This is a genomic window from Actinomadura sp. 3N407, assembly GCF_052245875.1.
Classification (GTDB): Bacteria; Actinomycetota; Actinomycetes; order Streptosporangiales; family Streptosporangiaceae; genus Spirillospora.
Genome location: NZ_JBQQBP010000003.1, coordinates 146856 through 160639 on the forward strand (window position 1 = coordinate 146856; position 13784 = coordinate 160639).

Below are 13784 nucleotides of genomic sequence, written 5' to 3' on the forward strand. Positions count from 1 at the left end.
GAGACGAGATGACCGAGACGACCCTGTCCGAATGGACGGACCCGGCCGTCCTGCCCGCCGCCGAGGCCGCCGCGCTGCTGGCCGGCGCGCCCTGGACGCGGATGGTGACGATCGGCGACAGCGTCGCCGAAGGCGTCCGCGAACCCGTGCCCGGCTACCGCGACATGTCGTGGGCCGACCGGGTCGAGGAGGCCCTCGGCGCGGTGACGCCCGGCTTCACCGCGCTCAACCTCGGCCGCCGCGACCTCGTCGCCGCGCAGATCGCGGCCGAGCAGCTGAACCCGGCGCTCGCGTTCGGCCCCGACCTGGCGGTCGTCGCCGCCGGCGGCAACGACATGCTCCGCCCGCACTTCGACGTGGACGAGGTGCGGCGCGAACTGGCCGCGATGGTCTCCGCGTTCCGCGCCGCCGGCGCCGACGTCGTCACGATCGGGCTGCTGGACATCACCGTCGCCGGGCTCGGCCCGTCCCGCTACCGGGAGGTCATGTCGTCCCGGACGCGGCGGCTGAACGCCGTGGCCGCCGACGTCGCCGCCGAGCACGGCGCCTGCCACGTCGCCAACCCTTACGACCACCCGGTCGCCGCCGACCCCGGCATCTACGGCGGCGACCAGCTGCACCTCAACGCCCGGGGGCACGCCTTCGCCGCCGCCAACACCATCCGTGCCATGGCCGATCACTTGGCGTCGGCGTAACGGTCCACCACCGCGATCTCCATGGGGAACACGACCGGGGTGTCGCCGAACAGCAGCCGCCGCGCCTCGTCCGCCGAGGCGTGGACGGCGGCGACGACGTCCGCGGCCAGCTCGGCGGGGGTGTGCACGATGACCTCGTCATGCTGGAAGAACACCAGCCGGGGCGTGCCGAGCGGAGCTAGTCCGTTGGATGGTGGTGGGAGGGGGCCGGAGGACGGTGGGAGGGGGCCGGAGGACGGTGGGCCGAGTGTGGTGAGGCGGCGGCGCAGCGAGCCGAGGAGGGCGAGTGCCCAGTCGGCGGCGGTGGCCTGGACGACGAAGTTGCGGGTGAAGCGGCCCCGGCTGCGCAGCGCCTGCGCGGCCGGGCCCTGGCGCGGCTCGGCGGCCTCGTCGTCGCCCGCCGAGGTCAGCTCGCGCCAGCCCGCGGACGGCGGCGGGCAGGTGCGGCCGAGCCGGGACCGGACGAGCCCCCCGCGCTCCCCGGCCCGCGCGGCGGCCTCCACGTACTCGAACGCGTCCGGGAACCGGTTCTTCAGGACGGCGAGGAGCTGCACCGCCTCGCCCGTCCCGCCGCCGTACATGGCGGACAACAGCGCGAGCTTCGCCTTGTCCCGCGCGCTCAGCCCACCGTCCTCCAGCCCCCTCCCACCGTCCTCCGGCCCCCACCCACCACCATCCAATCGACGAGCTCCGCTCGGCTCGCTCTTGTCCGTCTGGAAGGCGTCGGAGAGGGCCTCGTAAAGGTCACCGTGGGCCGCCGCCTCGGTGAAAGCGCGGTCGCCCGCCAGGGCCGCCAGCACGCGGGGTTCGAGCTGGGCCGCGTCCGCGACGACGAGGGACCAGCCGGGATCGGCGACGACGGCCTTCCGCAGGACGCGCGGGATCTGCAGGGCGCCCCCGCCGCTCGTCGCCCACCGGCCGGACACCACGCCGCCGACCACGTAATCGGCACGGAACCGTCCACCGCTCACCCAGGTGTCCAGCCACGCCCAGCCGTGCGCGGTGTGCAGGCGCGCCAGCTCCTTGTACTCCAGCAGCAGCGGCACCGCCGGGTGGTCGAGCCGTTTCAGGACGTGCGCGCGCGTCGACGGGATCGGCAGCCCCGCCGCCGCGAACGCCTTCAGGATCTGCGCCGGGGAGTCGGGGTTGACGTGCATGCGCGGCCCGAACGCCGCGCTGATCCGGTCGGCGAGATCCTGGAGCCTGCGGGGCCGGAGCCCGCCGGAGGGACGCGGCCCCAGCAGCTCGGTGAGGAGCGCGTCGTGCTCTTGCGCCGACCACGGCAGCCCGTCGTGGCCCATCTCGGCCGCCACCAGCGACCCGGCCGACTCCGCCGCCGCGAGCAGCGCGAACCCGTCCAGCCCGGCGATGGCGCGCTGCTGCTCCGCGTGCACCGCGACGACCTGCTCGATGTCGTCGGCGCCCCCGTCCCCTTCGTCGGCATCGTCGAACAGCGACGCCTGCGCCGACTCCTCGTGCGGCGGACGGTCCGCGGGCACCGGCTCCCCGCGCGACCGAGCCCACGCCGCCCGGACGGAGCGCGGCTCCCCGTACCGTCCCGCGTGGCCGAGCAGGAGACTTTCGACCAGCTCCAGGTCATGGCACCGCCCCACCCGCACGCCCGCGTTCAGCAGCGGGGGATAGATCCGCGCCGTTGACGACCACACCCACCGCGGCGCCTCGTCCCGCTCCCGCTCGACGACGGCCGCCACCAGATCGGGGACGACCTGGACCGGCCCGGCGGGCATCCCGTCCTCGCCGAGCGGCCGCAGCACTCCCCCGCCCCGCGCCCCGGCGGCCACCGCGATCCTCACACCGCCGATTCTCGCCCCGGCCACCGACATTCCCCGCCTGGGGGTGCACGCGAAGACCCCTCCGCGACGGGTGGTGGCGGAGGGGTCCGGTGCGGGTCTCGTGCGGGGCCAGGGCCGTAGCCCCTAGGTGATCATGCGACCAGGGAGACCTGCTGGCCTGCGGGGGTGTCGCCGTAGCGGTCGGCGACCTTGTTGAGCTGGATCTGGTAGTAGAGGACGCCGAAGCCGAGGATGCCGAGCAGGAAGCCCATGCCTCCGCTGCAGGTCGCGGGCAGGCCTGCGGCGCGCTGGGCCGCGGCGATGCGGCCGGCGAGCTTGACCCACATGATCAGGGGCCAGATGCCGAGGGTGATCGCGCCGAACAGCATGGACAGCAGCGCGTTCACGGCGGCGTTGTCGATGCGGCGGTCGTACGCGTGCAGCTCGTTGTGGACCTTGAAGAACCACACGAGGCCGTAGATCCCGAAGGTGATGATGGGCAGGCCGAGCCAGGCGCCGACCGGGTTGCGGCGCTTCATGTTGGCGCCGGCGCCGACGGCGACGGGGGCCTGCTGTTGCTGCTGTTTCTGGGCGGGCGCGTAACCGCCCTGGTAGGCCTGCTGCTGTTGCTGCTGTGGCTGGCCCTGACCCTGCTGGGGGTAGCTCATTGAGTTGCTCTCCTGAGGACGCGGTCGATCTGCGGCCGACCGCCCGTTACCGGTCACCCGTCTGGTGAGCCAAGACTGTAACCGCGTCCGCGCACGTCGTGGGGCAGGCTCGCCGCCTTTGTCGACTTTTCTGGTGGATTCTCCAATGCGCCGGGGCTAGCGCAACGGAATCGTGACCTCATCCTCGCACGGCGGAGCCTTCTCGTGGTCGCCGCAGCCCGTGGCCGCGTAGCAGCGGATCCGCAGCCGCGACTCCGTCACGTCCACGCGCAGGAAGCTCTTGAAGAACGGCGGGTCGTCCCAGTCCGCCAGCTCCGAGCGGAAGCGCTGCGGCAGTTTGCGCACGGGAACCCGCAGCATCCGGGGGCGGCGCCGGTCCCCGCGCGGGACGCCCAGGAGCGACGCGACGAGGCGGGCGCGGAAGGACGGCTCGGGGCTCTTGTAGCCGCGGCCCGGTCTGATGCCGAGCCGGTGCCGGACGGCGGCCGTGGCCTCCTCGGGAGTGAGTTCGAAGAACCGGGGCAGGCGCAGCCACCGGCCGTACAGCCTGCTGTAGCGGGAGAGGGAGTCGCCGCGCAGGGGGTAGCAGCGGAACACGTCCTCCTCCACCACGCGCGTCCGCGGGATCGTGTGGGTCGCGTGCATGAACGCACCGCCGCCGCCGGCGACGACGTACTGGATCGTCCGCCCGTCGCCGGCCGCCAGCGGGTAGCGCTGGTAGTTGTGGATGTCGCCGCCGATCGCCGCCACGTAGTTGTGCGCCGGGTCCCGGACGACCTCGTCGACCGTCCCGCCGCCCTGGATCTTGCCGGGACGGTGCTCGCCGTCCACGTACAGCGGTTTTCCGGTCACGAGCAGCTTGGGTTTCGGGCCGGCGGACACCTCCCGCAGCCAGCGGCCCTGGCCGCGGTCGACGGTGCCGGTGATCCCGGTGTCGATGCCGATGATGCGCAGCGACGGCGTGTCGATCGCCCAGTACGGTCCGGGCTGGACGGACTGCTGGCCCGGCGCGCCCCGGTGCCGTCGGCGGGCCTCCCCGAGCATGTGCGAGTCGACGTCGCCCGGGTGGCGCCAGAGCAGGCGGGGCACGAATGAGAGGGGGCCGCGCCACGGCGGCGGCGAGCAGTCCACGTCCAGTTCGCAGAAGACGTGGAGGAAGCCGCGCAGACCGTCGTACCAGTCGTGGTTGCCGGGAACGGCGTAGATGGGGGCCGGATAGTCCTTGTAGGGGCGGAAGAACTTGTCCGGGTACTCGTCCGCGTCCCCGGCCGGGTAGATCACATCGCTGGCGATGATCATGAAGTCGGTGCCGGCGGCGGCCTGCAGCAGGGGCGGAACCACCGCGTACTGCGACCGGTCGCCCTCGCCGGTGTCGCCGAGCAGGGCGAACGAGAACTCCGGCTCCGAGCGGTGGACGGTGAACGCGGCCGGCGCCCCCCGCTCGCGCAGCGCGTCGACGCAGCGGCGGCGGATCGCGTTCGAGGGATCGCCGAACAGGCTCGCGAGGACGTCGTTGCGGGACCGCCACAGCACCCTCGGGCGGCGCCAGGAGAAATCGGTGACGCGCTCGGGAAGCAGGTCGTTGAAGGTGCCGGGTTTCTGGCAGGCCCACCCGGCGCCCGCCTCAGAGGTGCGCGAGTTGTCGGGACCGGAATTCTCCTCGGCACACACAGAACGCCTCCGGGCAGGACGAGCCCTCTCGTCCCGGCGTCACTCGGGCCGGCTTCCGATGGCCCGCCGGGGACGAAAAGGTTCGGATAGGGGGTGCCCACAGCCTGTCCGGAGGCGATCTCGGCAGTCAAGCGGACTTGCCGTAACCCGGCGTGTGATGTTCCCCGGTGCGGAGAGGCGCGGTCAGCGCGTGCGCGTGGTGGACGCCGGCGCCACCCCCAGAGACGCCGGCGCCACCACGACGAGGGCGCCTGCGTTCATCATGAGTCCCCCCAGAACGGCGAGCTCAGTCGCCTTCTCATGATGCCTCCGCAGACGGCCCCAACGGTCCCTTAGCGGGACGTAATTGACGCTATCCGAGAGACCGTAATGCTGGCGTAAACTGTCCCAAACTTCGGGCCAAACCCTGGGACACCGATGAACCCGCTGGTCAGGGCGCCAGGACGTGGAGAGCGCCCGGCATCACCCGGGCCGTGACGGGCAGCGTCCCCGGCAGCTCGCCGTCCGCACCGTACGGGAGCGTCCGGCCGGGCGGGCCGGTCAGCTCGATCCGCACCTCCCGGCCGCGCATGACCTCGACCTCGGGCCGCCGCACGTGCGAGCCGTCCTCCAGTTCCCGCATGACCGAGAAGAAGAGCCTCTTGGGCGCGTGCCGGATGAGGATCACGTCCAGCAGCCCGTCGTCCACCCTCGCGTCGGGCGCGATGTGCTTGCCGAACCCGTAGTAGCCGGAGTTGGCGGCGACGACGGTGTAGCCCTGCCGCTCGCGCGACTCGCCGTCGACGGTGATGCGGTAGTCGGCGGGCCGCCACGAGATGATCGCGCGGAGCGCCCCGAAGTAGTAGGCGGCGGAACCGCGCAGCAGCCGCGTCCTGTTCGCGTTGTCGTTGGCGACGGCGTCCACGCCCGCGTAGACGCTGCCGAGGACGGCCGTGCCGTTGGCGTCGATGGTGTCCACGGCGCGCGGCTCGCCCTCCAGCAGCAGCTTGGCCAGCTCCTCCGGACCGGACGGGATGCCGAGCTGCCGCGCGAAGTCGTTGCCGCGGCCCGCCGGGACGATACCGAAGACCGCGCCCGTCCCGGCGTCCATTCCGGCCAGGGCGCCGCCGACGCAGCCGACCATGCCGTCGCCGCCCACGCCGAGCACCACCCGCCCGGTCCCGGCGGCGGCGCGGGCGACGTCCGTGGCGTGCTCCAGTCCGCGGCTGTACTCGACGGCGACGTCGGCGCCCGCCTCGCGCAGCAGCCGGGCCAGCGTGATCAGCGACGAGGCGGACGCGGAGCCGCCCGCCGCCGGGTTGACGATCGCGGTGAACGAACGCGGGCCCCCGTCACCGGCGCCCTCCCGGTTCGCTTTGCTCATGGGTCACTCCCCTGCGGCCGGCGGGACGAGGACGCCCGGGTTGAGGATCCCGGCCGGATCCACCCGGTCCTTGACGGCGCGGAGCACCGCGGCGCCCAGCGGCCCGATCTCCCGGGCGTACCAGTCGCGATGGTCGGTGCCCACACCGTGATGATGGCTGATCGTGCCGCCCGCGTCGATGATCGCCTCGTTGGCGGCGCGCTTGGCCACCTCCCAGTGCCCGACCGGATCCTTACCCTGCGCGGACACGACGGTGAAGTAGAGGGACGCGCCTGACGGGTACACGTGCGAGATGTGGCACATCACCAGCGGCGGCGTCCCGGCACCGGACAGGGCGCCGATCAGCGCGGCCCGGACGCCCTGGTACAGCGCGGGGACGTCCGCCCAGAACGCGGCGGTCTCCAGCGTCTCCACGAACGCGCCCGCGTCCAGCAGCGAGTCGCGCAGGTAGGGGGCGTTGAAGCGGCCGTGCTCCCATTTCTCTCCGGGCCCGGTGCCGAGCGGTTCGCCGCCGGCGGCGCGCAGCGCGTCCGCCGCCTGGGCGCGCCGTTCGGCGACCCGCGCCCGGGTGCCCTCGAACCCGAGCACGGCCAGGCATCCGGCGGACGACCCACCGTCCTCCAGCCCCCGCCCACCACCATCCAACGGACGAGCCCCGCTCGGCGCCCCGATGGCGGTCGGGTCGGCCAGCCCGACCATGGTCTCGGTCTCGTCGGAGAGTCTCAGCACCGCGGGCATCGGCCCGTCCTGGGCGAGCCGGCGCAGCGCGGCGGCGCCCTCGTCGAACGACGCGAACCGCCAGCCCTCGTACTCCCTGGCCTCCGGGACGGGATGGATCCGGACGGTCACGGAGGTGATCACGCCGAACGCGCCCTCCGAGCCGAGGACGAGCTGCCGCAGGTCGGGCCCGGCGGCGGACTTCGGCGCGCGGCCGAGTTCGAGCGGGCCCTCCGGGGTGGCGACGGTCAGCCCGACGACCATGTCGTCGAAACGGCCGTATCCGGCGGACGCCTGCCCGCTGGACCGCGCCGCCGCGAACCCGCCGATCGACGCCCACTCGTACGACTGCGGGAAGTGCCCGAGGGTGTAGCCGCGCTCGGCCAGCAGCGCCTCGGCGCCGGGGGCGCGCAGGCCGGGCTGCAGGACGGCGGTCCGGGTGACCTCGTCGACCGAGACCAGGGCGTCCATGCGGCGCAGGTCGAGGGCGATGAACGCGTCGACGCCGGCCGGCGCCAGGCCGCCGACGACCGAGGTGCCGCCGCCGAACGGGACGACCGCGACGCGGCGCCCGGCGCAGGCCCGGAGCACCCGCAGGACCTCTTCGTGGGTGCCGGGCAGGACGACCGCGTCCGGCGCGTCCGCGGTGTCGCCGGCGCGGATGCGCAGCAGGTCGGGCGTCGACTTGCCCCGCGTGTGCCGGACGCGCGTCTCGGTGTCGGCGCGGACGTTCCGGTCACCCACGATCTTCGCCAGCGCGGTCAGGTCGCCGGCGGACAGCCGGGTGTCGCGGACTTCGATGTCGGCGAGGGCGACCGGGGGCCGCTCGGCGGGCCGGACGCCGAGCATGTCGTGCAGCAGGCCCACGACCTGCTCCGGCAGGGGCGCGGCCCGGCCGGGGTCGCCCCAGCCGCTCCACAGCATGTCCCGCGTCTCCACCCGCGCCTCCCGTCGTCGGCCTGCCGCCGGCCTCGATTCTGTGCTTACACTGTGACACATGACGTCGAATCGTCACAACAAGGTGGGGCGCGACACGCCGGAGCGCAACGGGCCGGGCGGCCGGACCGCGGACGACACCGTCCTCGACGCCGCCCGCGACTGCGTGCTGGCCGTCGGGGTGCGCCGGACGACCCTGACCGACATCGCCCGCCGCGCCGGCGTGTCGCGGATGACGCTCTACCGCCGATGGCCGGACGTCCGCACGATCGTCGCCGACCTGATGACCCGCGAATGGGTCGGGCTCGGCGACACGCTGCAGCCGCCCGACGACGGCCGCCCCGTCCGGCCCCGGATGGTGGACGGGCTGGTCACCGGCGTGCGGGCGTTCCGCGACCACCCACTGCTCCGCAAGATCATCGAGGTGGATCCGGAGCTGCTGCTCCCCTACGTCCTGGACCGCTGCGGCGCCAGCCAGCTGGTGTTCCTGGAGCTGTTCGAGGAGGCGCTCCGGGCCGGGCACGCCGACGGCACCATCCGCCCCGACCACCCGGTCCGGCAGGCGCGCTCGGTGCTGCTGGTCGTCCAGTCCTTCGTGCTGTCGGCGCCGACGATGCTCGACGACGCCGACCCCGACCTCGATTCCGACGCCTTCGACGCCGAACTCCGCCACATCCTGGAAAGGATGCTCGCGCCTTGAACACACCAGAATTCGACGCACGGACCTCCCAGGTCCCCCGGACCTCGCTCAACGCGGCGCGCAGGGAACGCGAGCTCGCCGCCCTGCCGGACGAGGTGGTGGACGTCCTGGTCGTCGGCCTCGGCGCGACGGGGGCGGGCGCCGCGCTGGACGCCGCGTCCCGGGGCCTGTCGGTCGCCGCGATCGACGCCCACGACCTGGCGTTCGGCACGTCCCGGTGGAGCTCCAAGCTGATCCACGGCGGGCTGCGCTACCTCGCGTCCGCGCAGGTGGACGTGGCGCACGAGAGCGCGGTCGAGCGCGGCGCGCTGATGCGGCACACGGCCCCGCACCTCGTCCGCGCGCTGCCGTTCGTGATGCCGCTGACCCCGCTGGTGTCCCGCTCCCGCGCGCTGGCCGTCGGCGCCGCGCTGCACGCCGGGGACGCGCTGCGGCTCGCCGCGCGCACGCCGCGCTCGGTGCTGCCGGGCCCGCGCCGCCTGTCGGCGGTCGAGACGCTGCGGCTCGCGCCCGCGCTGCGGCCCTACGGGCTGCGCGGCGGGCTGCTGTCGTGGGACGGCCAGCTCGCCGACGACGCGCGCCTGGTCACCGCGCTCGCCCGGACCGCCGCCGGGTACGGCGCCCGCATCCTCACCCGCTGCCGCGCGGTCACCCTCGCCGGCGACGGCGCGCTCGTCCGCGACGAACTGACCGGCCGGGAGATCACCGTCCGGGCGCGTTCGGTGGTGAACGCGGCCGGCGTCTGGGCGGGCGGCCTGGTGGAGGGGGTGCGGCTGAACCCGTCGCGCGGCACCCACATCGTGCTCGGGGCGGAGACGCTGCGCGGCCTGTCGGCCGGGATGCAGATCCCGATCCCGGGTGCGGTCAGCCGGTACCTGCTGGTGCTGCCGCAGGGCGACGGCCGCGTCTACGTCGGCCTCACCGACGAGCCCGCGGAAGGGCCGATCCCGGACGTGCCCGAGCCGACGGCGGGCGAGATCGGGTTCCTGCTCGACATCCTCGGCTCGGCGCTGGACGTCCCGGTGCGGCGCGGGGACGTGCTCGGCGCGTTCGCCGGTCTGCGCCCCCTGCTGGATCTCGGGCACGGCCGCGACACCGCCGACATCTCCCGGCGGCACGCCGTGCTCGCCTCGCGGGACGGCGTCGTCACGATCGTCGGCGGCAAGCTCACCACCTACCGGCGGATGGCGCAGGACGCCGTCGACGCGGCGGCGCGGGTCCGGGGGCTCGACACGGCGCCGAGCCGGACCGCGCGGCTGCCGCTCGTCGGCGCCGCGTCGCGGGACCGGCTGGACGCGCTGGACGCGCCGTCCCGCCTCGTCCAGCGGTACGGGGCCGAGGCGCCGCTGCTGGCCGCGCTCGCGAAGGACGACCCGGCGCTGCTGGAACCGGTCGCCCCGGGGCTGCCGGTGCTCGGCGTGGAGCTGGCCTGGGCGGTGCGGCACGAGGGCGCCCTCGACGCGGGCGATCTGCTGGACCGCCGCACCCGGATCGGGCTCGTCGCGGCCGACCGGGAGGCCGCGCTGCCCGCCGCGGAGGCGCTGCTGCCCCGCGCCGCGCTGCGCTGATCTACCCCACCCGCCCCCGGCTGCCCCGTCCGACCCCGCCGTGCTGGTTTGGACGGGATACGTTAGGTTACCCTTACCTAAGCGATCGAAGATCTACGGGGGTCTCCTTTTGACGCGCGGCACCGGCTGCGGGCACTGCCCCGGCAGCCACACCGGCGAGCGGCCGTGCCTGGCGAGCGCGACGGCGAAGGCGCGCGCCTGGCTGCTCGTCGAGCATCCCGGCCCCTGGCCCGAGCGGGTCGAGGACCTCGCGAGGCCCGCGCCGGTCGCCGAGGCCGTGCGCGCCGCCCAGGAGGCGGGCGTCCGGCCCCAGCTGATCCGCCGGGCGGGACGCCGCCGCGGCACCCCGCCCCTCCAGGTCTACGCCGCGTTCTCGCGCGGGAGCGAGGTCTGGATCGAGGGACGCGAACTCGCCGACCCGGCGGAGCTGGCGGGGGTCGATCTGGACGCCCTCGCGGCCGGCCGGTCGCCGGGCCTCGGGGAGCAGGTGACCGAGCCGGTCCTGCTGGTCTGCACCCACGGTCGCCGCAATGTCTGCTGCGCCCGCAGCGGGGGGCCGCTGGCCCGTGCCCTCACCGCGCGTTTCGATCGCCTCGTGTGGGAAACCACCCATGTCGGCGGTGACCGATTTGCGGCGAATTTGGTATGTCTTCCACACGGGCTCTACTACGGCGACCTCGGCGAGACCCAGGCCATGACGGCGGCGGACGCCTACCTGCGGGGCGAGGTCGTCCTGGACAGGCTGCGCGGACGCGCCGGGACGCCCGAGCCCGCCCAGGCGGCCGAGCACTTCGTCCGCGCCCACACCGGCCGCCTCGGGCTGGACGACGTGACCGTACGCTCGATCACGGGAACATCTCGGTACGAAGCGGTCGTTGCAGTACAGGAGAGCCGTTACCGGGTCGTCGTGGAGGCCGTCGAGCAGACGGCCCCGTGCGGGCCCGACTGCGGGGAGAACCTGAAAACCTACCTTGTTAGGGAACTCACCCTTCTCAACGAGGCGGCCCTCGTGTAATCTCTCTGAGGCCCCATTCGAGGGTCTCTGTGTCGCACGTCCCCAGGTTTCCGGCTTAACCGGACGGGGAACAGAGCGGCAACTCTGGACGTTGGACCATTCGGCGCTTCTGACTTCATGTCGCCTGAAGCATGTCGAGCGTCCATGTCCTGAAATTGTTCGAAACCAATCAAGGTGGGTGTTCCATGGCTCAGGTACGTCGGCAGGCAAACCTCCCTCGTCCCAGCTGGGGCTGGCAGGACGCCGCGGCGTGCCGGGGGGAAGACCTCGTCCTCTTCTTCGGTCCCGACGGCGAGCGTCAGCCCGAGCGGGAGATCCGCGAGCGCAAGGCGAAGCAGATCTGCATGGGCTGCCCCGTCCGCACGGATTGCCTGGACTACGCGGTGTCCAGGCCCGAGAAGTACGGCACGTGGGGCGGTCTGAACGAAGACGAGCGCGCGTCCGAGCGCCGCCGCCGGATGCGTCGCGCCAACGCCGCCTAGCCGAGTACGCAGGCCGCCAAAACGCTCCCATCGCGAACCCCGGCACGCCACCGAAAACGACACGGCCCCGCCCCGCGGGGCCGTTTGCGTTGCCCGGGCCCGGTCCACACGGACCGGGTCCGGGCGCTTCGTCACATGTGCGTCACATGTGAGTCACGCCGCACCCGACTTTCCGCGGAACCGCGCTTTTACCGCAACCGTCCTCGCGGCGCGGCCATTTTTCAGAAAGTCGCCGCACCATTTTCACCGCCGCCCCGCCCGGAGGCCCGGCCGGGCGGCGCCGGTCAGCCCGTCTCCCGGTCCCGCGCCGCCCGGTCCAGCCAGGCGATCACGTCGTCGTCGGTGAGCTGCTCGAAGTCGCGGTACCACTGGCCGACCGCGCGGAACTCCCACGGCGCGGCCGGCACCACCATGTCGTCCACCTCGGCCTCCAGGCCGCGGACGGTCTCGGCGGCGCCCACCGGCACCGCGAGGACCAGCCGGGACGGCCCGCGCTCGCGCATCGCCCGCACGGCGGCCCGCGCGGTCCCGCCGGTGGCGAGGCCGTCGTCCACGACGATCACCGGCCGGCCCGCCGTCTCCGGCAGCGGCCGCCCGCGCCGGTAGACCTCGACCCGGCGGCCCAGCTCGGCGCGTTCGGCCGCCACCGTGGCCTCCAGGTCCTCCTCGCGCAGCCCCAGCCGGCGCAGCAGATCGGCGTCGAACACGGGCGAGCCGCCCTCGGCGATCGCCCCGACGCCCAGCTCCGGCTGCGGCGGGTATCCGATCTTGCGGGTCACCAGGACTTCGAGCCGGGACCGCAGCCGCCGCGCGACCTCATGCCCGACGGGGACGCCGCCCCTCGGCAGCGCGAGGACGGACGCGCCGTCCAGCCCCATCGGCGCGAGCCGCTCGGCGAGCACCCGGCCCGCCTCGGCACGGTCGGTGTAGGGGAGCCGGACGGTCTCGGTCTGCTGGAGGTCTTCGCGTGCGGATCTGTTCCAGGACATCGGCTCCACCCCCTTCCGGGGACACCCCTACCCACTCCCGCCGCGCCCACAGACCCCGGGAACGCCGACTTGCGGCGTTTCACCTCAAGGGCACCCCGACAAGGCCGCCCCGCCGCAGGTGAACGCGCTCAGGAACCGGTGAACGTGCTCAGGAACCGGTGAGCCAGCGCAGCGGGTTGTCGTGCAGGATCGCGTCGAGGGTGGCGTCGTCGGCCCCGGCGGCGCGCAGGGCGGGCAGGAACGTGTCGAACAGGTACCCGAAGCCGGCGCCGCCGTACCGGGTGACCTGGGCCATCCGGGAGACGCCGGTGCTCAGCAGCACCCGGGAGGCGTGCCCGGCCTCCAGCAGGCCCATGACGCAGCGGACGCGCGCGCCGATGGCCGCGTGGTCCTCGCCCGCGAGACCCAGCGTGCCGAACGAGACATAGCCGCCCGTCTCGGCGATCTTGCGGTGCTGGCCGAGATCGTCCACCCGGTCCTGCTGGCCGACCGCGACACGGTCCGGGGACAGCCCGGCGGCGGTGAGGATCTCCAGCTGGGCGAGGCCCGCACGGCCGTAGGTGGCCACCGACAGCCCGGAGTAGCGGGCGGCGCGGGCGGCGGCGCGCAGGCACAGCTCCTCGGTCTCGGTGGGCGCCTCGCCCCAGGTGCCGATCTCGCCGATGACGCCCGGCAGGGAGTTGGTGCCGTCCATGCCGAAGCCGACCTCGGCGAGCAGCCGCTCGGCGAGCCGCTCGACACCGGACGGGCCGTACGGCTCTTGCCGGGAGGCCGTCCCCGCGGAATGACTCGGCGACTCCGCCGCGAGGGTCTCGCGGACCCACGCGGGATGGAACGGCTCGGTGAACACGCCCGTCCCCGCGACCACGGCCACCCGGGCGCCCGCGCTGATCCGGGCGAGCGCGGCGGCGTTGCGTCCCATGCCGGAACAGGTGAGGTCGACGACGAGGCCGAGGCCGTGCTCCTTGCGCAGCCCGGTCAGCTCCCGCTGGACGGCCTTCTCCTCGTCCAGCCAGCGGCCCGGGTCGGACTCGACCAGCTGCGGGCGCTGCGGCCAGCGCAGGTCCATCTGCAGGTGCTCGTGGGAGAGCACCGGCCCGGTGATGTCGGACGTCGCGATCATGCCGGTCACGGTCCGGAGCCGGCCGGTCTCCTCACGGGGGGTCATGTCAGGCGAGGTTACGACA

The 13784-nt window shown here is 73.9% G+C and carries 12 protein-coding genes; 5 read left to right on the forward strand and 7 right to left on the reverse strand.

The window, feature by feature from the left end; all coding sequences use genetic code 11:
* The first annotated feature begins 8 nt into the window (after positions 1-8).
* Positions 9-695, forward strand: coding sequence for an SGNH/GDSL hydrolase family protein (locus ACTWPP_RS08440; protein ID WP_443103553.1), 687 nt, complete (start codon positions 9-11; stop codon positions 693-695).
* Here ACTWPP_RS08440 and ACTWPP_RS08445 read toward each other — a convergent pair.
* From ACTWPP_RS08445 to ACTWPP_RS08465, 5 genes are all read right to left on the reverse strand, one after another.
* A complete protein-coding gene (locus ACTWPP_RS08445; protein ID WP_443103554.1) occupies positions 677-2509 on the reverse strand; it encodes a bifunctional 3'-5' exonuclease/DNA polymerase in 1833 nt (610 codons plus the stop codon). The two genes, ACTWPP_RS08440 and ACTWPP_RS08445, sit on opposite strands and share 19 nt — an antisense overlap.
* Before the next feature lie 131 nt (positions 2510-2640).
* Entirely contained in the window at positions 2641-3156 is a 516-nt protein-coding gene (locus tag ACTWPP_RS08450; RefSeq protein ID WP_443103555.1) for a DUF4234 domain-containing protein, read from the reverse strand.
* Positions 3157-3312: 156 nt separating this feature from the next.
* The gene (locus ACTWPP_RS08455) at positions 3313-4827 is read right to left on the reverse strand and encodes a metallophosphoesterase family protein (protein WP_443103556.1); all 1515 of its coding nucleotides are present in this window, start codon (positions 4825-4827) and stop codon (positions 3313-3315) included.
* A 430-nt stretch (positions 4828-5257) separates the two neighbouring features.
* On the reverse strand, positions 5258-6190 hold the full coding sequence (locus tag ACTWPP_RS08460; RefSeq protein ID WP_443103557.1) for a diacylglycerol/lipid kinase family protein: 933 nt from the start codon (positions 6188-6190) through the stop codon (positions 5258-5260).
* Between the two features lie 3 nt (positions 6191-6193).
* The gene (locus ACTWPP_RS08465; RefSeq protein WP_443103996.1) at positions 6194-7831 is read right to left on the reverse strand and encodes an FAD-binding oxidoreductase; all 1638 of its coding nucleotides are present in this window, start codon (positions 7829-7831) and stop codon (positions 6194-6196) included.
* 73 nt (positions 7832-7904) lie between these two features.
* Here ACTWPP_RS08465 and ACTWPP_RS08470 point away from each other — a divergent pair, with 73 nt between their 5' ends.
* The 4 genes from ACTWPP_RS08470 (at position 7905) to ACTWPP_RS08485 (ending at position 11608) form a co-directional block, all read left to right on the forward strand.
* A complete protein-coding gene (locus ACTWPP_RS08470) occupies positions 7905-8543 on the forward strand; it encodes a TetR/AcrR family transcriptional regulator (RefSeq protein ID WP_443103558.1) in 639 nt (212 codons plus the stop codon).
* A complete protein-coding gene (locus ACTWPP_RS08475; RefSeq protein ID WP_443103559.1) occupies positions 8540-10111 on the forward strand; it encodes a glycerol-3-phosphate dehydrogenase/oxidase in 1572 nt (523 codons plus the stop codon). Before ACTWPP_RS08470 ends, ACTWPP_RS08475 begins: the two co-directional genes overlap by 4 nt.
* A gap of 109 nt (positions 10112-10220) precedes the next feature.
* Positions 10221-11126 (forward strand): sucrase ferredoxin, encoded by a 906-nt coding sequence (locus ACTWPP_RS08480; protein WP_443103560.1) that lies wholly within the window; start codon positions 10221-10223, stop codon positions 11124-11126.
* A 185-nt stretch (positions 11127-11311) separates the two neighbouring features.
* A complete protein-coding gene (locus ACTWPP_RS08485; protein WP_075901375.1) occupies positions 11312-11608 on the forward strand; it encodes a WhiB family transcriptional regulator in 297 nt (98 codons plus the stop codon).
* 284 nt (positions 11609-11892) lie between these two features.
* Here ACTWPP_RS08485 and ACTWPP_RS08490 read toward each other — a convergent pair whose 3' ends face one another.
* Positions 11893-12597, reverse strand: a complete 705-nt coding sequence (locus ACTWPP_RS08490) for a phosphoribosyltransferase (RefSeq protein ID WP_443103561.1) — start codon at positions 12595-12597, stop codon at positions 11893-11895.
* A gap of 148 nt (positions 12598-12745) precedes the next feature.
* Positions 12746-13765, reverse strand: coding sequence for a phosphotriesterase family protein (locus ACTWPP_RS08495; RefSeq protein WP_443103562.1), 1020 nt, complete (start codon positions 13763-13765; stop codon positions 12746-12748).
* Positions 13766-13784: the final 19 nt, after the last annotated feature.